11 protein-coding genes and 1 pseudogene are annotated in these 23,131 nt (G+C 49.1%); 1 reads left to right on the forward strand and 11 read right to left on the reverse strand.

The features are described 5' to 3' along the window. Positions 1-107: 107 nt before the first annotated feature. The 6 genes from BSZ32_RS15635 to BSZ32_RS15660 all read right to left on the reverse strand — a co-directional run bounded on the left by BSZ32_RS15635 (position 108) and on the right by BSZ32_RS15660 (position 16,649). Positions 108-2,615 carry a VWA domain-containing protein gene (locus BSZ32_RS15635; protein ID WP_105044278.1) on the reverse strand — a complete coding sequence of 836 codons (2,508 nt, stop codon included), beginning with the start codon at positions 2,613-2,615 and terminating at the stop codon, positions 108-110. A gap of 11 nt (positions 2,616-2,626) precedes the next feature. Beyond that, positions 2,627-4,414, reverse strand: coding sequence for a vWA domain-containing protein (locus tag BSZ32_RS15640; RefSeq protein ID WP_105044279.1), 1,788 nt, complete (start codon positions 4,412-4,414; stop codon positions 2,627-2,629). Next, positions 4,411-5,295 carry a DUF58 domain-containing protein gene (locus tag BSZ32_RS15645; RefSeq protein WP_105044280.1) on the reverse strand — a complete coding sequence of 295 codons (885 nt, stop codon included), beginning with the start codon at positions 5,293-5,295 and terminating at the stop codon, positions 4,411-4,413. Before BSZ32_RS15645 ends, BSZ32_RS15640 begins: the two co-directional genes overlap by 4 nt. A gap of 13 nt (positions 5,296-5,308) precedes the next feature. Beyond that, entirely contained in the window at positions 5,309-6,298 is a 990-nt protein-coding gene (locus tag BSZ32_RS15650; RefSeq protein ID WP_105044281.1) for an AAA family ATPase, read from the reverse strand. 383 nt (positions 6,299-6,681) lie between these two features. Then, the gene (locus BSZ32_RS15655) at positions 6,682-7,899 is read right to left on the reverse strand and encodes a coiled-coil domain-containing protein (RefSeq protein ID WP_105044282.1); all 1,218 of its coding nucleotides are present in this window, start codon (positions 7,897-7,899) and stop codon (positions 6,682-6,684) included. Positions 7,900-7,925: 26 nt separating this feature from the next. Then, the gene (locus BSZ32_RS15660) at positions 7,926-16,649 is read right to left on the reverse strand and encodes a tetratricopeptide repeat protein (RefSeq protein WP_105044283.1); all 8,724 of its coding nucleotides are present in this window, start codon (positions 16,647-16,649) and stop codon (positions 7,926-7,928) included. 397 nt (positions 16,650-17,046) lie between these two features. Between BSZ32_RS15660 and BSZ32_RS15665 the strand changes: the two genes are divergently transcribed. Further along, a complete protein-coding gene (locus BSZ32_RS15665) occupies positions 17,047-17,811 on the forward strand; it encodes a bile acid:sodium symporter family protein (protein ID WP_206018884.1) in 765 nt (254 codons plus the stop codon). On the opposite strand, the gene BSZ32_RS15670 is transcribed toward BSZ32_RS15665, so the two are convergent. The 5 genes and pseudogenes from BSZ32_RS15670 to BSZ32_RS15690 all read right to left on the reverse strand — a co-directional run bounded on the left by BSZ32_RS15670 (position 17,800) and on the right by BSZ32_RS15690 (position 23,121). Further along, a complete protein-coding gene (locus BSZ32_RS15670; protein WP_105044284.1) occupies positions 17,800-18,933 on the reverse strand; it encodes a HupE/UreJ family protein in 1,134 nt (377 codons plus the stop codon). The two genes, BSZ32_RS15665 and BSZ32_RS15670, sit on opposite strands and share 12 nt — an antisense overlap. A 136-nt stretch (positions 18,934-19,069) precedes the next feature. After that, entirely contained in the window at positions 19,070-20,059 is a 990-nt protein-coding gene (locus tag BSZ32_RS15675) for a ThuA domain-containing protein (RefSeq protein ID WP_105044881.1), read from the reverse strand. A gap of 258 nt (positions 20,060-20,317) precedes the next feature. Beyond that, the gene (locus tag BSZ32_RS15680; protein WP_129589793.1) at positions 20,318-20,851 is read right to left on the reverse strand and encodes a Cif family virulence factor; all 534 of its coding nucleotides are present in this window, start codon (positions 20,849-20,851) and stop codon (positions 20,318-20,320) included. Between the two features lie 53 nt (positions 20,852-20,904). Beyond that, the gene (locus BSZ32_RS15685; protein WP_165788891.1) at positions 20,905-21,438 is read right to left on the reverse strand and encodes a c-type cytochrome; all 534 of its coding nucleotides are present in this window, start codon (positions 21,436-21,438) and stop codon (positions 20,905-20,907) included. A gap of 176 nt (positions 21,439-21,614) precedes the next feature. Then, a pseudogene (locus BSZ32_RS15690) lies at positions 21,615-23,121 on the reverse strand (DUF7133 domain-containing protein). Positions 23,122-23,131: the final 10 nt, after the last annotated feature.

Raw genomic sequence — 23,131 nt, forward strand, 5'->3', positions numbered from 1 at the left:
TCTGTGTAAACCTGTGGTTAAAACTTGGTTCATCGTCCAAGGTTCCACCCTACGAGCCCAATGACCATTGACTCTTGACCAATGACCGCCGCAGGCTCTCTGAACACTTAGAGTCTTCTGATGACTAGTCCGCCAAGTATCAATGAGAAGCCTAGTAAGACAAATATCCAAGACGCATTTTTATAGCTATGAGTCGGGCTGATATTGGTAAATACGGAGTCGGATCTTGGTTGGAGTAGGCTAGTGATGCCTGAGTCTGTGGTATTGGTAAGCTTGTACTCCCTGGGGTAGTCTCTTTGCCAATTAATAGATTTTGTGAGGTCGGCGAGTTTGTCGTGTAATCGAATATTTAAGGAATTGATGCCTTCAGTGGATAGGGATCCTTGATAGGATCCGAGTCCATTTTGGGTGAGTTGGAGTGTGACTTCTTTGCCATTTTCGTCGCTGGCCTTGATGTCCCATGGGACGAGTTCTACACTCTCACCGCGCTCATTGCGTCGCTGAGCGGTGATGATCATTCGTTCTCCGTCGTGGGTGATTTTCGAGGTCAGTCCAGCTGATTCTTCTTTTCTAGCAATAGCTCGTAATGTTTGAGCCCAGAATGGTCCACCAGTGGCTGAGCTAAGCCACTCGCCACCCCACTTCTCAGTGAGGTCTGAGGTGTATGCTGCTCCGATGCCTAGGCCGTAGCGAGAGATAGCTAACAAGGGGTCACCAGTCTCGGCTGCTAGCAGGACCTGAGCTGTCGGCTTTGGTCGAGTCATGACATATCCTAACACGAATGGTAGTTCACCGTCGGCATAGCCATTGAGCACTGGATGATCTCCGACAATCAGTGAGTTGAAGAGGTCTTCTTTGATCGACGACCTGGATGCCTTCATCGTTTCTTTGGTGAAAATTTGTGGCATTTTCTGCGGGTCATTAGTTTCGTAATAGCGCCCCATTCCTTCGTTGGCAATTTGCTGCATCAGGTCTTTGGCTGCACCGCTACCGAGTGCGACAGTGGAGATAGTCATTTGTTCATTAGCCATCTCTTGAGTGAGCGACTGGAAGTTTGCTGCTCGCGTTTGACCGTCAGAGAGGATGATCATGTGCTTAATCTTAGCTGTGGCTTCTTGTAGGATATTGCGGCCTTCCACCATCGCAGGGTAGAGGTTGGTGCCACCAGAGGCTGCAAGTGAACTAATGGCGGCCTGAATGCTAGCTTGGTTAGCAGCAGAGGTGAGCGGACAGATGAGCTGGGGAGATCCATCAAAGCCAACAATGGCAATTTGGTCGTTAGGGCTGAGAAGTTCCGCTGCAGCCATCGCTGAGGCCCTTGCCATTGCGATTGGTGTGCCACTCATGGAGCCACTTTTATCGATGACTAACACCATAGCGAGGCTCGGCTTTTGCTTCTCTTTTTCGTAGCGAGATGTGAGTGGTAGCACGTCTTCAACAGGAGATTTGAAATAGCCGCCTAGTCCGTAGGAATTTTCTGATCCAAGCATCAGCAATCCGCCACCAAAGTCTGTGACGTAGCGACTTATGTTTTCCATCTGTTCAGTACTCAACGAGGTTGCGGAGACGTTGGCTAGGATTAGTCCATCGTAGGCGAGCAGCTCGTTGAAGCTGTTGGGGATGCCGTATTCGCCGCGGAGTTCGAGCGTGACTCCTTGCTTTTTCATGGAGCGCACAAAGGGACGCATCTGCTTTTCATCTTCGTGGATGACTAGGAAGCGGGGCAGTCCTTTGACCTTAATGGTGGTGGATGCAGAGTTGTTTGAGGCAAAGAAGTCTTCTTTAGGAATGATCTCTAACGTCCATTGGCTGGCTCCAGCTGTGTGCATTTCGGCGTCGATGTTGATGACCTTTTGTTCATCTGAGACGAGCTTTACTTCTTCTCTGGTGACTACAATGCCGCGGTTGAGTAGTCTGGCCTCGACTGTTTGGTCACAATTAGAAATGAGGGTGGCTGAGAGACGGAGCATCTCACCTTGGTAGGCAAAGTCGGTGGAGGGGGTGAGGGAGGCGACCGCGACTTCTGGCTTCTGTAGTGGATCGAGCACGTGGTAGACAACACCGACACCTTCATCGCTGAGTGTTTCTAAAGCATCGGCACTGAGCGCGCCAGTGTTGCGGGCATCAGTTAGGATGACAAGACGCTTAGCTTTATTGGTCGGGAAGACCGTGCGCATGGATAGCAGAGCTTTGGAGATCGGGGTGGCAGATCTGAAACCACTCTCAGTGGTGCCTGCGATCGCCTGCTCAGAAAATTGTTTGAGTTGGGCGCTGGTCATCTTGCGCACCTTGGTGCCGAAGATGAAAATATCTGAGCTGTCGTTAGGGCCTTGTTTACGCCTGCTGTCATCGATCCATTGTTGGGCGTCGCTTAGTGACGCGGGGTCGATTGATTGCGATGAATCGACGAGGTAGACAACGTGCAAGTCATTGATTTCTTGTTTGAGATATGGTCGGCAAAGGGCAATAACGAGGGCGACAAAGCCCAGTAGCCGCAGGACGAGGCTAAGCTTTTTCTTAGCTGAATCTTGGTCGACAAGCGAACGACGCCAGACCCATACCATCGGTATGAGCAGTAGAATGAAATAGAGGGATAAGGTATTTCCGAAGGTCATGGTATGTGGGTCTAACCGACTTTACGTCGGTGATATAAGGCTTCTTCTGTGAGAGCGATAGCGGCTGCAGCGAGCAAAACCCACCAAGCTATGGGCCAACCACTAGAGGGTTGGCCGTGAGTTAGGTGTTTGGTTGTTCCAGCCTGAGCGCCCGACTCAGCTTCTGAGAGAACAGCGGCGCCGGTAAACCAGCTCTGTGAAGGGGTGTCGTAGCTGTAGCCACCTATAGATTGCAGCGAGTGCATAGTGGGGAGTTCTACCTCAATGTTATTCTCAGGATCGGTTGCGTGGAAATGCTGGATGACATCTGCAGTCTGGCTAGGGACCCGGACTGTGGAGCCATTTCTAACGACGGATGGTAGGTCGGCTTCTCGACCAGCTAAATACCGTGCTGCATTGTGGACCATGATCGGAAACCATGGTGAAAGGTAGAAGTTATCTCTAGATGGTTGGAAGTTGGCGACGACAACCTTTTGACCGGCGTCAGAGATTTCATAGAGTAATGGTGAGCCGCTGATATCTTGGAGGATCACGATGGCTCCTTCCGGGGCGGTTAGATTTCTGGCACCTGAAAATGTGAGGTTATCAATCTTCAAGTGTTGGGTTAGTGGGTGGTTTTTGACCACCTTTTCCACCACGACATGCTCGATCTCATCAGTGGCGCTGATCCAGTAGGGACTGGCTTCTTGGGGCGCAAAAATGAGTGTGGCTCCTTGTTTTTCTAGTGCTGTTGACTCGGTAATGTGGACTTCAGCTTTTCCTTCTGGAAGGATTTCTAATAGGTTGTCTGCTGCGCTAAAGGCATTGATACAGCGCGAGTAGAAGTACTGGTTAGCTGCCGCAATGGAAACGCCAATGGCCTTAGGCTGGCTGAGTCCTAGGACTACTCTGTTGTCTTCTGTGAATGAATCGTCGTGTCGGAGTTCGAGCACCCAAAGCCCAGCTTGTGCGTCATCGATCTCTATGACTTCGCTGAGCGTTTCTTTTGCTGGGATATTGACGGTGATGAGTTTGGCTATGCGACCGCTCGATTTTTCTATGAGCTCTAATTCCAGCTCGGTTTCTTCTTCAGCATTCGAATAGAGGGTGAAGAATAGTTTTGCTCGCTGGCCAGGGAGCGGCGCCATGTCGACCGAAGTTATTCCAATATTGTCGCTAGTCGGTTCGCCAATGCTGACTAGTTCGATTTGGTCGGGCATCTGGTCAGTTGGATTGGCCAGATCTGAAAGCAAAATGATCCTGCATCCTCGAGTTCCGTCAGAGGATTTCTCTAGCATGGACAGCTCAGAGAGTGATTGGGGTGAGAGCGGGAATTGGCTCGGCTCTAGTTGCTTGAGAGCTGCCTGTAGTTCGTGTGTGTTGGAGCTGAGATTACAATGGTACTTGAGGTCCTTATCGATTGAGGCGATTGCTACTCGTGATCCGCCCTCAACAGACTTGAGCCAATCAGCCACTTTATCGCGAGCAATGTCGAAGCGGCTTTGACCATCCTGAGTTGCTCTCATGGATACCGAGGTGTCGATGATGATAAGCAGGTCATGGGTTTGTTGTTTTTCTCCCCACTGTGGGTTGGTGAGTGAAAATGCAGCGAGCGCGAAAACTAGAAGCATCAATAGCAATGACCACAGATTGCGCATTTTCTTGAATGCAAAATGCGATGACTTTTCTTCTAGGATTTTTTGCCAAAGAAAAAGCGCATTGGTGACACGCTTGCGCGGTTTGGTCTTCATGAAGTAGACCGCACCAAGCGGGATCAAGGCTAAGAATGCCCAGAGAAATGAAGGAGTGAGAAGGTTCACGCGACCAAGCCTCCTTTACGTAGTAGGCCTTGAATAACCACTTCGAAGTGGTCCTCAGTGGTGATAGATGTAAGGCCGATCCCTTTGCGCCTACAGTAGTTCTTTAGTGAGTCGTTCCAGTCGCTCATGGCTTTCTTGTAGGCCGCAGCTTCAGATTCGGTGATGGTGACTTTCTGGTGGGTTCCAGTCTCACTACAGATGAGGTCGGCATCGCCTAACCATTGGCACTCGAGGTCAGCTTTGTCGTGGATCTGCAGACAGTACACGTCATGGCCAGCGCCTTGCAAAATACGCAGCCCATCATCAAAGCCATTAGCGAAGAGAAAGTCTGAGATCACAATGACGATGCCTTTTTTTCGATGCCGTGCCTGTAGGGCCTTGCAGCACTGCGTGAAGCGAGTGTCGTTCCCTTTGCTGGCTGTCGCCTCTAACGTACGCAGGAAGGTGAGAGTTTTTGCTCTGCCACGCGCTGGAGGCATGATGTTTTCTAACTTGTCTGCAATGCTGTAGGTGACAAGTCGGTCGAGGCTGTTGAGAGCAATGTAGCCAAGGCTTGCGGTCAGACGTTTGGCCGCATCTAGCTTGCTCTCCATCGAGGGACTAGAGTCGAGCATTAGGTAGACGGTAGTGTCTTCTTCAACTTCGAAGAGCTTGACTAGGAGTTGCTCATTCCGAGCATAGACTTTCCAGTCGATTGCTCGGTAGTCGTCGCCTTGTTGGTACTCAGCATAGTCGGCAAAATCGATGCCGCTACCTTTGCGCTCAGTTCGTCTATCAGCTTGTAGATTGCCTTTTAGAATCCGCTGAGCGAGTAAGTAGAGTGCGTCGAGCTGGCTGATGAACTTTGAGTCCGTCAGCGATTTGTGCTTGGGTGCAGCCATCGGTTTTTGAGATTTATGCGAAGCTTGGCTCTTTAGCCGAAATGCTGCTGATGATTTCTTCGATCAGCTGGTCAGTCCTGATGCCTTCTGATTCACCTTCAAATGAAAGGATCATTCTGTGGCGCAGAGCTTGGCGGGCGACCGATTGGACATCTTCAGTGGAAACATGGTAGCGACCGTCTAATAACGCCTTGGCGCGTGCTGCCGAGAGCATTGCTTGTCCCGCACGTGGCGAGGCACCATTGCGGACAAATTGCTTCACGCTCTTTGGCGATTGCTCATCTTCTGGGTGGGTGGCACGCACGAGCTTAACCAGGAATGACTGAACTTCAGGAGCCACTGGGACATCGCGGAGGGTGTTGCCAATGCGGAGAACATCCTCTCCAGAGGCTACGGCATGCACTTCAGGCATGCTCTTGCCAGAGGTGCGGTTGAGGATTTCAAAGAATTCATCGTGGCTTGGTAGGCCTACTTCGAGCTTGAAGAAAAAGCGATCCAGTTGAGCTTCAGGCAGTGGGTAGGTGCCATCGTTCTCGATCGGGTTTTGAGTCGCCATTACAAAGAATGGAGAAGGCAGCTTGTGCGTGATGTTCGCTACAGTAACTGTTTTTTCCTGCATAGCCTCTAACAATGCTGACTGGGTTTTTGGTGTGGCTCGGTTGATCTCATCCGCGAGCAGGAGGTTGCAAAAAATAGGACCGGGCTGGAACTCGAGTTCGCGCTTTCCTCCTTTGTCGATCAGCACCTGAGTTCCCACAACATCACTAGGGAGAAGGTCGGGAGTGAACTGGATTCTTTTGGATTCCACTGATAGGGCTTTTGAAAGGGCATTGACCAAGGAGGTTTTACCGACTCCTGGGACACCTTCTAAAAGTACGTGGCCGCCGCAGCAAATGCTGATCATGACGTCTTCGATGATGTCGCTCTGGCCAACAATGAAGCGTGAGACTTCATCTTTTACTTTGAGAAAGGTTTCTTTGAAATGTTTGACGTCGTTTTCCATAGGTGAGTTTTGTTAGGTATTTATTTTGAGGTTGCTGCGTCGTGGATACTTTTGAAATATTCACGTACGCCAATTTTGAGTTCTTCTGGCACATCGTCGCGCTCGACGAACGATTCCATTTGTCTAGAGAAGCTTTGAGCTTTCCTGGTGGTGTAGTTGGCGCTGGTGCCTGAACCACTTTCGGCCTCTTCGATTTTTGAGAGCGATGGTCCGCTACCTTTCTGTCCGGAGAGTTGCTCAAGCGAGCCATTATTCTCGAGTTCGTTACCAGGCTTTTTACGGGCATCTGATGAGCCAAATCCGGCTTGGAGTCCGTTACTTGATTTTAACGAAAGACTGCTAGTTTGTTTGTCAGAAAACTTCTGACATTGAGCGAGGCTTTTTCAGAGCCCGTCGAGTCGTTTTTTAGCGCTCATCTTGGCCTGCATCCGAATCCATTTGTTGGCGACTTGGTTCACCGCCATGGTCGTTTGTGGAAGCTTCGCGTTGAATGCGTTGAAGTTAGCATTCGGGTTGCGCTGGAACTCTAACTCGACTTGCTTGAGTTTGTTTTCTAGCTCCTTGGCTTGTCTGTCGAGAGCCTCCATGTCCGCTGCTAATCCCATGCTGCCAGCAGACCCAGCACCTGCAGCGCTGGCTGATGAAGACTTTGATGCTGCGGCAAGTTGCTTAGAAACCGCACGCAGTTTTTCGATTTGTTTACGCGCGAGAGCGATCTTTTCCTTAGTCTTTAGTTTTGAATCAATCTTCTTGGGAGCGAGCTTCTTGAGCTTTTTAGCAGCTTCAGCGAGCTTCTTGTTCTCGAGGTCTTTGGCTATTTCTTTGGCTTCCTTATTGGTAGATTTTTTAAGATTCTTGATCGCCTTCTTTAGGGCTTCCTCGTCTTTTTTCTGCTCTAGGTCCTTGGACATTTCGCGAGCTTTTTGTTCGAGTCTGGCAAACTGGCGGGTCGCTTCTTTGCGGTCGCCCGTGGCCTCTAGCTCATCCACTTGCTTTTTGATAGAATCCAGTTTGAGCACCTTGGCTTCTTCATCGCTGAGATCGTCCTCCATTTCTTCGACGACTTTTTTGAGTTCTTCGATTGCGTGAGCTGAACGCTGGAGGGTGTGTGCTTCTTCAGCTTCTTGTTCTAACACGCGCTGAGATGTGGGAATGAGAGCCATAGAGGCGGTGCCAGAGGTGAGCAACAGAGCAAGCACCGCAAGTTTTCTGGAGTAGCGCAGAGGAATGTTAGTGGGGTCGCATTGTTGGATCTGATCTGCGGTCCATTTTTCTTGAAGCTTGCTGAAGGTCTCATCTGATTGGCTGAGATGGATCGAGGTGACGATACCATTCTTTAGTTGAAAGTGCTTGTCGGCAAAGTGCGCCGCTTTGTGTGTGTCCGACCACGACTTGACCATGCAGACTATGGCTACAGTGGCGCTTAGAGCGCTGGCTATGGCAAAGATGTACCATGGCACAGCATGACCTTGAACTAGATAAACCAATGCCAAGCTAGCACCCAGCAATGAGAAGCCTAGAGCTCCGATGGTTAGAGACCTGAGTGTGGTGCTCAGATTGAGCCTGCGCGAGACTCGATGTAGAAAAGATTCTAGTTTCATAGGTGGTTTGGGTTGTTTAGCTGTTTTCAAGCAGGCCTAGTTTTTTCAACAATGTGTTCCTTCGTTTTTTTTTCTCTAGGAGAAATATTTTGAAGTCTTAGTGACTTAGCTAGTTCGACAGCTTTATCTTTTTCATCAAGTTCCAGATGGATCTCAGCCGAATAGATAGCCGCGTCATCGTAGATTGGATCCCATGTTTTAGAGGGAGTCTCCATCAGAGTCATGGCTGCGGCATAGTCAGCTAGAGCCTTGGTGTACTCCTTCTTTTCGTAGTAGTGCCAAGCACGGTGAACGAGTAGCGACTTCTTCGCATCTGGGTGGGTCTGTTCAGCCCCAGTGAGCTCAAAGGCCTCTGCTTCAGTGAGGCCTTTTCCTGGAACATCTTTAGCGGCCCAGGAAAGGCTTTTAGTCGAAAGGCTTTTAGTCATACTATTTGCAGCTTCAGAGTTGGCATAGACCCATTTATACAGGTCGATGCGGTACTCTTTGTTCTCAGCTGAGAGCCAATGGCTGACACCTGAAGATGGCAATGCGATGTAGGCTGGGATGTTTGCGCGCTTCATAGAAGCATCAAACTTCTTCTTTACTTCCTCAGTTAGGTTGTCGCCCCAGCTGTCGAGCTCATCACGTCTACCGAGCGCGTGTGAGACTAATTTAGCATAGGCCAATGGACTAGTGCAGCACCTAATAACGGAGTAGCCCTTCTGATGCGCATGGATGGCGAGACGCTGGAGCAAGGGCAAGATGGCCTCTAACTGCTCAGCTGTCTGTGAGCGAACTGCTTCCACCAGTGGGTAGCACATGGTGAAGGCCATATTTGACTGAATTCTTCTCGCTAAATAGCTGATGTTTCTGTCGTCATCAGCTTTGATGATAGAGTCTACTATCGATTTCAATGGCGCTATATTGCCCTTGAGCATCTCGTTCATCGCATGGAATTGATAGAGTTCGGTGAGCCAGCGCTTGTACTTGTCTGAGCTGTTTGTGGCATAGGCTGTGAGAAGGGAATCGAAGCTTTTGCCTTTGACCGTATCGGCGACGAGTTGCTGGTTAGTAATCACTCCAAGTCTGCATCTGTTGAGTCCAACGAGAGCTTCAACTTTTGCTTCTCTATTAATCGCGCCAATAGCGACGAGTTCTTTTGAAAGTCGGGCGGTGCGCTGAATGAAACTCTCTTCTGGAGCAGCATCATTTTGGCCATCTTTGGTGTAGAGGAGTTCGCATTCAAAGCGGAAGCTAGTACGCGGATTGTTGATGAATTCCTTGAATCCTTTGACTGCGGTCTCGAGTTCCTTATCGTACAGGGAATTTTTATTAGTTACTTGGTAGAGTTTTCCTGGCAGAGGAAGTAGCCGCTTCGCTATGGCGTATTGCTGGCCTTTGATCAGAGTAATGATGATAGGTGTGTTGCCGCGTATTCCGCCATTAGTGTTTCCTAACAACCAATTGGTGGTGTTGTGGTTTTCAGTTAACACTGATAGGGAGATTGCAGCTTTGGAGAGACTACCATAAATGGTTTGTACTTCGCCACGCATTGGTCTCTTGGCGCTGGTCGCCCAAGTTTCGAGCATGGCGTGGGCGGCTGAGTTGGATCCTTGTGACTTTGCCGCACGAGCATATGCCTCAATCAGCTCTTGCTGGAGGCTAGTCCGCGCACTGCGGTTTCCATTGAGATGTGCTTTGTTGAGAGCAATGACAGTTGAGTTAAATTCTTCGTCTTTGATCAGGGCTGGATAATTTTTCAAGTTATCCGCAGCACAATAAAGGCGGAATGAATCAGGCACGTTTTTATCGGCTAGGTAGCTTATGAGGAAGGGTTTGAAGCGTTCGAACTTACCCTCGCTCGGTTTACAATACCTAGCAGCAACCATGCTAAGGGCGTTGTAGATAGGGGATTCATCAGCCTTTTCGAGCCAGTCGACAATGACGGGGTTGTGCATCTCAGTGCTCCAGCTGCTGCTATTAGTGTATTCAGAGTATTCGTGAATGATTGCGGCGGCAGCAATAGATTGCGCGCCATAGGATAGTGCTGAAAATTCCTTAGCCATGGTATCAAGGTAGAGCCATTGTTGTTTCTTCTTCGCATGCTTCTTGGATCCTCTAGCTCTCTCGAGAGGGTAATAAGTGTTATAATTCCAATAAAGTTTCTCACTGAGGTCCTTGTCGCTTTGCACAGCAGCGATGAAGTTGAAGTACACTTTCGCTGGCTGGTTGGCCTGTCGGAGGAGTCCGAATGTGTCTTCTAGTAGCTGGTCCTTAGTGGCAGAGATGGCTGTGTTTGATGAACTGCTGCGGGAGTAGGATCCACCTGTCCTTACATGCTTGCTGTAGGCAGCTTCGTAGGATTTAACGAATTGGAGAGCCTTTTTTGGGTAGCTCTTAACTACAGAAGACAGTAGCTGGGCGGCGGTTTTTTCTGTCTGATAGATGATATAGGAGCTGTTGTTGGAGCTTGAGAAGGTCTGTCCGCTGTCCAAGTTGACGATCATTTTCTCCAATGACGTGAGAGCTTCGCGTGAGGAAAGCTCTTCAAATTTACTCATGAGTTTGGAAATCTTCGCATTATCCTGACTCGCAGACTTCGGCAGGTGCATCTTAAAGTTTGTATAGATGGCTACCAATTTCTGGTCTGGGAGAGCAAGCAAGGCATCGACATTTTCTTGGAGAGCCAGCAAGACCAATGCTCGTTTGTACTTATAGTGTTGGGTGAAGCATGCCGCTGTTAGCAGTGCTCCGAATCTCCCCACTTTTCTCTTCTTAAGAGCTTCGACTACTTTCCCCCATTTCTCTAACCCGGATATTTGCTTACGAATGTGATGAGATACCTCAGCTAGCGGCGTTTGGACCTGAGCGATCTGATAGAAATTCTGCCGATTGCCGGTACGCATCACCAACGGGAAGTATTCATCAACGTCGCCAATAAGACCAAATTTTTCAAGGAACTTGATGAAGGAATCGGGATCATCGAAAGTGTGCTCAGTAAATAAACGTATCACGTCATAGGATACATCTTGAAGAGGCAGTTCATAAGTCCAAGAAGCCTTGAGGATAGGCGCGACAAGCTCGGGTTGCTTCAACAGTACACTCGTAAGTCTGTAGCAAATTTGCTCGACTCCATTTCTACCAGAAAGACTGCCGTTGCGATCTGGCCATTCACTGCGGTCACCTAGGATCGACTCGACGATCTCTTTATACTTTTCTTCAGTGTAGGCGTCAGAGATGTCTTCAGAGCATATTGTTAGAAGGCTTATTGTGCGCTGCATAACCTTTGATTGCTTGTCGTAATCAAGCGAAGCGTACTTTTTAAGGTCAGTGAGGATTTTAGCGAGTTCGAGCTTCACACGCTTTTTCGTGTAGGGCGAAAGGTTGCCCAAATTATCTGCAAGTTTGTGATAGTTAGAAGATTTTTCTTTCTTCCAAGTATCAGCGAGCTCAACACTACGCTTTTTGAAGGAGTCCCCCTTGAGCTTGCTTAGCGCCAGTACTTGATCGATGACAGTTGCCGTTTCAGGTTCTTGTGCCTTGAGCTTTTTTAGGAACGCCTCAGGGAGGATAGTTCCAGAACCTTGTTTTTTGAGGGCTCTATAGAAATAATCACTGAATTCTGCAGATTTACCGCGAACGTAGCGGTCGACCCAACTACGATAAAGATATCGCGAGCGTGAATCAGAGACTCCGTCACCAGTGAGGGCTCCAGTCATCAAGTAGGTTTGCATCCACTGAACTCGATCAGCCTTGGCGATTTTTCCAGATTCATCAAGCGACATGAGCAGCAGGAACCCGATGTCCGCCGTCTTTTGAGATGAGAGTAAAGTGTGTGCGATGTTGCTGACTGATTCGCTACGCTTTTGTTCCTTCTGGATCACAGTATTAGCAACAAAAATCGAGGAGATGTGCTGCTTACCATCAAAAAAGCGTTGGGAATCGGCGATGTTACTAACCACTGGAACCAGCCAGAGCATGTCTTGGTCCTTCAATGTCGATTTATCTAATGATTGCACGTAATCTGCAACTAGCGCGCCCCAATTGTACCATTGCTTTCTGGAGAGAGTAATGCTCGCTGGGATTTCGATAGACTCGCTGGCCTCTTTTGTTGCGCTTGAAAGCAATTCTATAGCCCTAGTTGGGTCCGTAGCGTAGAGTTGAAGAGCCAGTCTCACTTGATTCCATTGCTCGTAAATCCGAGAGTCTTCTAGCGAGTTAATAGCAGGTAGTATTTTGCTTTCTCTATCTAGCAAATGAAGAGCAAACACATAGTTCTTATTTTTGAGAGCGCTGGTGGATGAGTCTTTCTCGATCTCTAGGAGAAAGGCGTCTTCTAGTTGATTCTCTTTGAGTGAACTAAATAGGTCTTGAATACTAGGTAACCGCTTTTTAATGTGCATGTAACCCGCGAAGAGGCGAGCCGATAGCCGGATGGCGGCATCTTGCTGGCCGGCCTCGACCATGGGTGTGATACGCTTGTGAAGGTCGCGGTATGCCGTGCCGTTGATGCTTTGGAGAATGGGTTCTCTTTTTTTGCGCATTTTTTTATTAACCGCGACACGCGGGAGTTTGATGTCAAGTTTCGTAGCGAACTCACTCGCATACCTAACCAAATAGGAATCAGGACTACTGAGAAAGGTGGTGAGAGCTGACAAGAGTACTCCTGAATGATTAGCGGTTTGTTCTTTCTCGCACTTTTGGGCCACTTGAAGAATCCGCGAATCCACCAGAGCTTTGGTGTAGGGAGTTGTCGCGAACTTTCGATACTTGATATAGCCTTCTAGAGCGTCGGAGTACTTCTCCTCGAGCTCTAACTTGAAAGCCAAAGAGAGAGTTGCAGCTTTCATTTCATCACCTTTAGAGGCAACTTCCTCACTCAGTACAGCTAGGGATTGTTCATCTTCACCAATGGTGCTGAGAATTTGAGAGGCAATGATTTTGGATTCAATTTGGGGGATGATGCGCCTTAGAGTCACTTTTATAGCATCTCTATCAAGCCCAGGTAAAACGGTCTCATTGTCGAACATCTTCTTTTGAAGGTAGCCAAGGTTGGCTTCAATGAGGTGCTCGACATTGTTGGATTTTTTATGAATCAGGTGGCCGAAATCAGTTCTTCCAGGTTCGAAGCTGCGATTGGCTGAAATATTTTTGACGGAGTCTTTAAGTTTTTTGTTATTAAGAATCTTCAGCAACCTTTGGTCATCACCTGTGAGGGCGAACAATAAAGATGGGACGGAGAGTATATGGATATCTCGTTCTTCTGATTCATCAAGTTGATCGAAGGCAAGGGTGACGATGTCGAGCAAAACCTTCGTACGCTCTTCAGATCGCTCATCATTAGTGGTGAAGCAGGCGGTACTGATCAGCATGAAAATCTGCGGACTGAGTACGACTTTTTCTTTTAATTGCTTTGAAATGATCTCTTTGCCCAACAGGAAGTTTTCGTCAGAGCTTTTGCTGAGAAGTAGTTGACTGGCAGCATAGGATTCGATGTCTTTGAGGCCTTTAAAGCTTTCTAGCATTTCAACAGCCTCATCAGGATCGAGCCCTTGGGATGATCTGATGTAGACTCTGGCCATAAGAGCACTATCGGGGTTTTTCTGCCGGAGCCATTGAACAAATCTTGGGTGGTCGTTGAAGTGGTAATAACCTCTAGACATGAGGTTTTTGAAGATGACTTCGGCTACTATTTCGGGTTCTTTGACATCCTCCTTGGTTAAATGAGCGAGGATTTTGTTATAGAGAGGAGATGGCCCAGCTATCGCCATTAGATTAAATAGGTGGGTGTGGGCTAGCACTTGAAGTTCTTCTACAGAATTAGGTAGTAGGAAAAATTGCTCCAAAGATTGGCTCTGAGAATGATGTAAATTATCTAAGTTGCTGCGGTAGCGATAGGCATTGTAGTCATAGTTGAGAACTCTAGGGTATGATGCTGGGTATGATGCTGGGTAAAAATTTGGCTCTTTGGCTTCCACGCCAGTGAGTTCGCCATGAGCAGTGGATAGAGCCATGAAGTGCTGGGCTGCCTCTTCTTGCTGATTGTTCTCTTCGAGCAATGTAGCGTAGAGGTATTTGAGACGCCAGTCGTTAGGCGTCTGCACGAGGAAGTCCTCTAAGCTGGTGATGGCCATTTCTAGGTAGCCGAGCTTGTACATTTCTATCGCAATATTCTCAGCCTTACGCGGATCGGAAGTGTCAGACTTTGATTTGACTAGGAAGAATGCCTTTTGCTCCTGACCAGTGCGGAAGTAGAACTTGAGCAGTCGGTTGCGGGCAGACTTTGCATTGCTGAGGTGGGCAGCTTGCTTGTAGTAGTTTTCTGCAAATTTGGGGTTGCCTAGTCGTTCTTCAATGCCGCCTAAATTGAGGAGAAGCTTCTCGTTGTTAGGCTGAAGAGCCAGAGCTTCTTTGGTGAATTCGCGCTCGCCATCGAGGTCTTGTTCTTTAATCGCTATCTGGATCAGTGCGAGCACTGGTGAGATCGATTTGTTGTTACCGGAACGGCGCTTTTGGAATTCATTTCTGAGCTCATCCAGATTCGCGAGGTCATAGTTGAGGTTTACTAGTTCGCGTGACCAATGGATTTTCGAGTCGACAGAGGTCGCATTTTCGAAGGATTTCCAAAGCACCTGATGGGCGTCGCTGTACATTCCTGCTGCCAGATATTGCTTGCTTAGAAGGCTGAAGAGGTCACCAGCATTTTCAAAGCGCGCAGTAGCTCGGCGCAGGTTGGCGATGGATTTTCCTGTTTCTCCGAGGCTTTGGAGTAACTCGCTTTCCCAAATCCAGGCGATTTTGTCGTTTGGAGCGATCTCTTTCCACTTCTTCACAGTCTGGTAGGCGGCGTCAAAGTCACCCGTGGATTTCTGAAGCTGGCAGAGTTTTCTGAGGAAGACTGCATTGCGGCCAGCAGGTGAGTCGACTAGTTTGAGCAAGACTTCGCAAGCTTCGTCAGTGAGCCTGTATTGTACTAACAGGCTGGCCCAGAAGTAAGATGTGAGTTCAGCGGGACTGTCGGTGGTGACTAGCTCACGGGCTTTGTTTATCTCGTCAGAGCTTGCATAGAGGGCTGCGAGGAGGCAACGGTCTTGCTCGGCAAGGTTTTTCTTAGCTTCGAGTTTTTTGAGGTAGCTTTCTACCGCTGATGCTCGCGTGATCATCTTCAGAGCCATTTTGATGGCATCTTCTAATTCTTGTGGGCGAGTGGCTAAATGAAGAATGTCTTCAGAGAAATGCAGTGCTGAGTCTTCATTGTTAGAGCTGATTGCTAGCTGGCAAATACCGTAGAGGTAGCGCGTGTCGCTGGAGAACTCAGAGCTGCGAGCAAGCAAGATGTCGTACGCTTTTACTGGGGCTCCAGCTTTTGCGATGTTGCTGGTGATGCGAATCAAGCTTTCTATATCGGCACCTAGAGTGGCTTTTTCGAGAGTTGCTAGAGCTTCTTCTTTGCGTTCGTTACGGAGGAAAAAGCTAGCGAGTGATTCTTTTGCTAGCAGGTTGCTGTCATCTCCGGCGAGAGTGGTGAGGATTTTCTCAGCTTGTTCTTTGAAGCCGTTCTGTAGATAGATTTGCGAAATCCTGATTTGTTCGGATTCGGATTCTCCCGCGATACTATCGATGGTCTTAATCACAGCTTCGACTTCGTCCTTGCGGTCGAGTTGGGTGAGAAGATCCACCTTTTGCAGCAGTAATTGTTGGTCGTTTCCGACTTGTTTTATCAGGTGCTCTAGTTCGCTCAACGCTTTCGTTTGTTTCTCACTGTTGGTAAGTAATAAGATGTAGTCCTTTCTTAGCTGGATATCATCTGGAGCACTCAGTAGCATTTCTGAGAAGAGTTTCTCGGCTTCTTCCCAATTGTCGTTATGCGCTAGCAGAAAAGCGTATTTACGTTTGATCTGTAGCCGATGTTTATGCTCAGCGTAGAGAGATTTATAGAAATTTATTTGACCTGCAAAGTCACCTTGGCGGTCGAATAAACTGTCTGCTTTTCGTAGAATATCAGCTTCGAGCCATGAAGCGTTTCCTGTGTCGTCTAGGGTTACTTTGAGTGTGGTGAGGGCATCCTCATGGGCTTCTGCTCGTCCTTGGAGTTCAGCTAAACGTATACGATAGAGTACGTTCTCATAGGGCTTTTTGGTCTTCTCTATGAGCACTGAGCATAGTTCAATTGCTTTTTTAAATTCTCCTTCAGTGGCAGCCGCGTCGACAAAATCAATGCCTACATCGCTGCTCTTGATAGCTTCAGTCCAGAGTGCCAGTGCCTCATCGACTTGGTTGACGCGAAGGTAGCACTTTCCTAGCAAGCGGATGGTGCGGATAGAGTCTTCATTGTCCTTGATCTCGATTTGTTTGAGGTCATTGATGGCATTGGTGAAATCCATGTTACGGACATACAGTTCGGCCCTGAGCTGGAGCAGGGTGGATGGGTCTGGAGCTTTGGCTATCGCATGGCCGAGCGATGTGATGGCTTCCTCATTGAGGCTGCGTCGCATCTGGTAGCGCGCGAGCAAAGCCCATTTCTGCCAGCTTTTATCCTTACCTTGGGCCAGAAATTTTTCCATCGCCTCGAGCTGTTGGTCTTCGATCCATGCTGAATAAAACCGCTCAAAAAGTTGCTCATTGAGTGGTCTTGACTGGAGAGCTTTATGGTACTTTAGCGTCTTGTCGCTTGGTGCTTCACCGGCGTAAAGAAACGATAGTGAGAGAGATGCGGATAGAATGAGTGGAGTATAAAGCGACTTCATCGGATTTTTTTGAAAATTCATAATTAGTTAAACTATCGCAGAGAAAGCGATTTATAACGGACACACTAGAGATGGCAGGTAAAGTTGTAAAAAATTACTCTGAGGACAAGTTATAAATCATTAAAAAATAAGAAATGGAATTTTAGCCTACTAGTGTTAGTTACTCTGGTAGGAGTTTAAGGTCTGGCAAGGGGCAATGGAGGCCGGGGGAGAATTTTGGAATCAGAGTTGTAAACGACTGTATCAGTGCTATGAGCATGGACACACATCATCCTATGTTTGAGAAAATAGTAGAAATAGCCCTGCCGGTAGCACTGATTCTAGTCATGATTGGGGTCGGAATGAGCCTTCAGATTGCTGATTTTAAGAGAGTGGCAAAATGTCCTAGGGCGTTTTTATTGGAGCTTTTTGTCAGTTAGTGTTTTTACCAATATTGGCTTATGCCGTCATTTCAGCATTTGGACTGACTGGGACATTGGCCATGGGGGTGTTAGTGATTTCTTTATGCCCAGGGGGTGTGACTTCCAACCTATTCACTTACCTAGCTAAAGGGGATGTTGGCTTATCCGTGAGTCTCACGGCTATTATCGGAATCATCACGCCCTTCACAATTCCTTTTATTGTGAATTGGGGCTTTGAATGGCAGGGAATGAGCAATGAGGGCTTTGCTCTTCCTGTGGCTAAAACCGTGAGGACATTGCTAATCATCTCAGTGCTTCCTGTGGCAATTGGCATGGCTGTTAGGCGCTGGACTAAGGGCAATATTGATAAAATAGAAGGACTGGTAAGGATGGGGTCTTCAGCGGTATTAGCTTTGGTTATTGTGGCTCTTTATGTGAAATTAGGAGTGGCGAAGGTGAACGAATTTGCCGTGCTTGCTGGGCCCGCCTGTGTGGCAATGAATTTGATCGGCATGACATTAGGTTTTGCGGTGGCAAGTCTGGCGAAGCTCAAGCGCGCCCAACGCACCTGTATTATGCTAGAGGTGGGACTGCAGAATGGAACTATAGCATTGCTGGTGACAACGACGATTTTGAAGAGCATGGAGATGTCGATCGCTCCTAGCATCTACAGCTTGTGGATGATGGTGCCAGCCACGGTAGTCGTCTTGATCTCTAAAAAGCGTGCGAAGAGTCGGGATGACGAATCGATCGATTCTTCTGAGATGGCATTAGACTGCTAGAAGTCTCTGAACCATCCAATACGCGCCAACGAGCGCGATAGAAGCTGAGGCTATTTTTCCGAGTGTGGGGAAATAGCTTTTTTCTTTGGCCCATAAAAGTGTGATCAGGACGAAGCCGATGACAGTGATTTGGCCGAGCTCTACGCCGAGATTGGCTGCTAGAAGCGGCATGGCGATACTGCCTGAGGAACGGATGGTTTCACCTAGAACGGAGGCAAATCCCAGCCCGTGAATGAGTCCGAAGATGAAGATAGTGAGGAGTCTGTGGGCTTTGAGTTTTTGAGTAAAAATGTTCTCAAGCGCGATGTAAACGATAGTGGCGGCAATCAGCATTTCGATCCATCCCATGCTGGCTGGCGCGATGGCTGGTATGACATTACAGATGCTGAGAGCGAGGGTGATAGTGTGGCCGAGGGTGAAGATCAGCGATTGGCTGAGCAGTGGCCGCCAAGCGAAACTGAGGAAACACAGAGCTGCGATGAAGAGGACGTGATCCCACCCCAGAGGGACGACATGGCGGTAACCGTAGTCGAGGAAGCTCAGGAAGGATTGCTGGGCAGTGGGCGGAGTGGACTCGGCAGTCCAGAGGGTGAGCGATTTTCCCGGGTAGGCGGTGACGATCCTATCGGAGCCCACGCGTTCGTAGCCGAAGGCGAAGTCTGGGTTGTCGCCCTCACTGACGCGGACCTCTAGCTCCCCACCTGATTCTGGGATGAGGCCTGAGCATTGGATGCTGAAGTAGGCAAAGCCGAGGTCGGTGAACGGGTTGGCAAACTGTGGCGGAGCAGTCTCCCATTCTGGGAAATGAACAGTGTATTGAACTGGGGTTTCAGTGGATGGCGTTACCCAGTAAAATTGGAAGCATTGCCGCAGGTAGAGCTCGGCTTGTTTACGCAGCTCGGCATGTTGCGCTGGAGTCTTGTCGATCAACCACTGACGCTTGGGTTGCATAGCCTCTTTGTCAGCACGCATTTCCGGTAGGGCGATACCGGCGTCAAAGCGAATCTCAGCCATCCATGTAGATTCATCGGCAGAGAAGTCGACGAAGAGCTGCTGCACCACATGGCCATGGCTCGCACAGGTTAGGACTGAATAGAGAAGTAGTGAGAGGATGAAACGCATCTGTATTTAGGGATTTATACTCAAAGGTCATCGGTGGCAAAAAATACCCCTTATATTAAACTATATCCATGGTGTAATAGCTCCAAAGATACAGCCCACTAGCAATCTCTCCCAAAGTGATGCTCTCAAGCCTCGTTTACTTTGCTTTCCTCAACTCAAACTTACGGGACGTTGCGTTTCCCTTGCTGGGGAAATCTTTAGGAATCTCTTGGGTCACTTTACCGGTGGCAGCCCATTCGGTTCCACGCAAGAAGGTCACGATGAATCCTACACCCTCAAACGCCTCGGTATCGTGGCCGAGGGTCGTGTGGAAAACGCGGCCCTTGTGATAATCGAGCACCATCAGCATCGGCTCATTGCGTCCAGCTTCTTGTAATTTCGGGGTATCCGCCGCCGTCGCAAGGATTGTCATATTTTCACCCGGTCCACGTAGCCGCGAGTAGCATTCGTCTTTCGTGTGGGACCAGAAGTCAGGTAGGCCGTTGGTGATCGGATGCCCGGTGTTCCGCATCGTGATGAGGAACGCGCTTTGAGGACCGTGGGAGCCGCAGCCGCCTGGTGATTCGTCACGGACAACCTTCCCTTCGGCATTGTAATACACGTAGGGACCAGCTTTCTCCTTGCGACCACCCCAACCACCTAATCCGATCATCTTGTTGTATTCCGGCCAGTCACCCCAGCTGTTATCAGCCGCGTGAACCGATACCAGTCCACCACCGGTAGCCATGTATTCCTCAAACGATTTCTTGGTCTTTTCCGGCCAATTTGCGGCATTGTAACCGAAGTTGCTCACCACCACGTCATATTTGCTGAAGTCCGGGGCAAAGTTTGGGTCTGGCTCGGACTTCTTTGATTTCTTGGACTCACCTACGCCCGCTAGCGGAAGGAAAGCCTCTTCACGTTGCCATTTCCAGATCGATGCAGTCCGTGCGATGTCCACCGCGAAAAGTCCGGTATCTTCCAGATACTGACGCATCATGATGGATGACTTTGGCCAGACAGCGTGGTTGTTCTGACCGTCCATGATCAGCGCCTTCATCTTCTCGGCCGCCGAAAGTTCGGACGTCGAAATGATAGCAAAACACAGTGCGAAAATCGAGCGGCTAAAAGAGAATGTAGGTTTCATTAGAGCGATGATATTGACCTCTATGGAGGCGGGCAAGGAGATTGTTAGGAGCTTATACCGCTTAGAAATCCAAAAGAGACAGATGATAATTATTAGGCTTTAGAGAGGGAGTGCTTGGCGGAATGGGGATAGAATCGGGCGCTTTCCTGATAAATCAGCGTTCCTCTTCAGTTACGATGCTCGCATCGCGCTTACATAGCGCCTTGATTTCTCAGAAAATAGCTGCGGCATTAGTTTCATTTCAAACTCTAAATGGTATTATTTTTTGTAGAGGTGATGCTTCGCGAGAACATCCCACTCTTGTTGGGTCGCCTGCGTTTTTTGGTATTCCATCAGAGTTTTCCAACCATCCTCTCTTTTTACAAGTAATGTTTCGAAGCGCAGGTATTCTTGGGTGCGTTCGCCTTTGGTGTTTATGGTTGAGTAGAAGAAGATCCCAGTCTCGTGTGCGGTGGTTTCATCACCAAGTCGCTGGGAGAATCTAAATGTCACGGTGGCTTTGATTTTGCCCGACTTGGTGTCGGAAAATTCTTTCTCCCATCGTGCGAGCGCTACTGTGAGCGGGGTGCTGTTTTTTTTGCTGATGGATACGATTACCGCTTGGGGGTGGCATGTGGCTTTGTATCCCTCGAAATCTCCTTCGCGGACAGAGCGTGACACCTCGGCCCAATAGGTGTCGAGTTGGGCCAGTCGCGCGTTATTTTTGTCGCTGGGGGTGGATGCCATCAGCGAAGTGCATAGGAATAGCGGGAGCAAGAAAATGCCTAGGAGAGTTCGAGGTGTTTTTATCATTTGGAATGTGGTTTCTATCGCAAAGGTTGGCGAGTGAATTTATGGGTGATTTACTACGGCAAAAGTGCCTTGAGCTCCTTTTGAGTCCATGCCTGTTTGCGGTCTTTGTGTTTGCTTCTCATTGCTTTGACTTGGCCTTTTGTGATGGCGGGAGCTTTGTTGCCAAAGCTGTTGCGGATGTAGGTGGCTACATCGGCGATCCATTCGTCAGAGTTGCTATGCTGGGCGGGCATGAGGCCATCGTAGGTTTTGCCATCTATTGGTCCTTCGAGTCCGTGTAGGATAGAGAGAATCATTGGTTCTCCAGAGCCGATCACGGTCTTAGCTTTCACAAATGAGGGAGCTAGAAAGTGTCCGTCTTGGCCAGCGAGTGGTTGTTCCTTGCCGCCGGCGCCGTGGCAGGCGAAACAGATTTGTTGGTAGGTCGCTTTTCCCCTCTCCACCGATTTGGCGAGTATGGCGTTCTTCTTCTTAGCTTCCTCGTGGCGTTTTTTATCGGCTATTTTGCGATCTCGCTGCTTGCTATAGGCAATGACTGCTTCGACTTTTCCGTGGTTCTTGATCAATGTCTGCTGAGTGGCCGTCAATGCGCTAGGGTTGCCACAATGGTTGATCGTGTTGATTAACTGGATAGCGACTTCAGGGTTTGCGTGGTGGCTAGCTTTGATAGCTTGGCGATGATGTCTGCACTATTTTTCTTAATGTGGGGCTCGCTGACGCGTATGGCGTGGGTGAGAATGCGGTCGTTGTTGTCAGAGAGAAGCTAGATGAGCAGTGGCTCAGTGATGGCCGAGATGCCTTCTAGGCTCCAGAGTGCGGTGATGCGCGCTTGTTCTGGTTGTTTCGAATCAAAGGCGATTTTTTCCAGATCTGGAGCTACAGACTGACGATCTTTTCGCAGGATGATGAGCTTTTTTGCTGTGTCACGCCACCAGCCATTGCGGTGGGAGATGTGCTGAACCAGGTCTGCTGTCGGGAGATCGCGTAGTTGTGGGCGCTTGCCTGGTTGGCGGTCTTTGTGGACCAACCGGTAGATCCGTCCGTGGCCGATATTTGTGTCGAGACCGTTGCGATCGATCACTTCACGCAGATAGCTGCCTTTACGGGTCCAGTTTCCTTGCTGAATAATTCCACGGTGCATGTCTACGATGTAGAGGCTGCCGTCTGGTCCTGTGACTGTCTGGACTGGTCGGAAATTGACATCCCGGGTGCGGATGAACTCGGTACCGGGGGTTGCATTGGCCAGTGTGGTTTTTGCGCCACTCCGTTGAATCTTAGCGCGGCGGATAAACCGTCCTACTGGCTCGGGGGTGAGAAGGTCGCCGTAGAGATCATCAGGCAGGTTGTCACCACGGAAAACTTCTTGTCCAGCGACTCCAGTGAAGTGATTGATCGATCCATTTTCGCCGACGCGGCGTGGGCCACCCTGGACATCGGGGACCTGGGTAATTGGAAAAATTTTCTGGAACTCCCCAGAAAATTGGCCCGGTAAGTTGAGATTTCCGTATTGAACTGGTTGTTGAAAGCCAACGGATACGACTTCGCCGCCAGCACGGGAGTAATAGTTTCGTCCATCGTCGTCCTGAGTGAGCCCCCATTGGCCTTCGCCTCTGGAGAGTTTTTCTGTGATCAACTTGCCATCGGTGAAGCGGTAGCGAATTGCTTGGTAGGTAAGGTAGATCCAGTTGTCTAAGCCCCAAATGAGTCCACTGCTGGTGCTCCATATTGCCACCGCGGTGCCCACCTTCATAGATCTTTACTTTCTCGTCAGCAACGCCATCGCCATCAGTGTCGCGGTAGTTCCAGAGGTCGAGCGTGTTGGTGATTCCCACCATCAGCCGATCGTCAAGAGGCAGGATCATTCTGGGTAATAGGATGTCATCAATGTAGATGCTGTGCTTGTCATAAACGCCATCACCATCAGTGTCCTCATGGCGTGAGATCTGTGATCTAGGAGTTTGTTCACCGGTGGCGTCCGCATCTTGCATATAAGTACGCATTTGCGCCACGTACATGACACCATTGCCATCCCACGCGACAGCCACTGGTTCTTTGATCTGAGGTTCACTGAGTACCAGCTCTAGCTTATAGCCCTCGGGGAGTTCGAATGATTTGAGCGAGTCAGTTTTACTCAGGTATCCTTGTTGATAGGTCGGGTGTTTTTCAAGCTGAGCCTCCGCTTTGGACGCATTGTCTGCGTGCCCTAGCGTGTGCCCTAATGTGTGCGCTAGGATGGACAGAGCAATGGGGATGAGTTGTTTGGGAGTCATGATGCCGAAA

The organism is Rubritalea profundi (genome assembly GCF_002954445.1).
Classification (GTDB): domain Bacteria; phylum Verrucomicrobiota; class Verrucomicrobiia; order Verrucomicrobiales; family Akkermansiaceae; genus Rubritalea; species Rubritalea profundi.

What these genes read in the sequence shown, in the direction of transcription:
- BSZ32_RS15635 (WP_105044278.1), bottom strand. Translation starts at nt 2,615, where the DNA reads ATGACCTTCGGAAATACCTTATCCCTCTATTTCATTCTACTGCTCATA.
- BSZ32_RS15645 (WP_105044280.1), bottom strand. Translation starts at nt 5,295, where the DNA reads ATGGCTGCACCCAAGCACAAATCGCTGACGGACTCAAAGTTCATCAGC.
- BSZ32_RS15650 (WP_105044281.1), bottom strand. Translation starts at nt 6,298, where the DNA reads ATGGAAAACGACGTCAAACATTTCAAAGAAACCTTTCTCAAAGTAAAA.
- BSZ32_RS15655 (WP_105044282.1), bottom strand. Translation starts at nt 7,899, where the DNA reads ATGAAACTAGAATCTTTTCTACATCGAGTCTCGCGCAGGCTCAATCTG.
- BSZ32_RS15660 (WP_105044283.1), bottom strand. Translation starts at nt 16,649, where the DNA reads ATGAATTTTCAAAAAAATCCGATGAAGTCGCTTTATACTCCACTCATT.
- BSZ32_RS15670 (WP_105044284.1), bottom strand. Translation starts at nt 18,933, where the DNA reads ATGCGTTTCATCCTCTCACTACTTCTCTATTCAGTCCTAACCTGTGCG.
- BSZ32_RS15675 (WP_105044881.1), bottom strand. Translation starts at nt 20,059, where the DNA reads ATGAAACCTACATTCTCTTTTAGCCGCTCGATTTTCGCACTGTGTTTT.
- BSZ32_RS15680 (WP_129589793.1), bottom strand. Translation starts at nt 20,851, where the DNA reads ATGATAAAAACACCTCGAACTCTCCTAGGCATTTTCTTGCTCCCGCTA.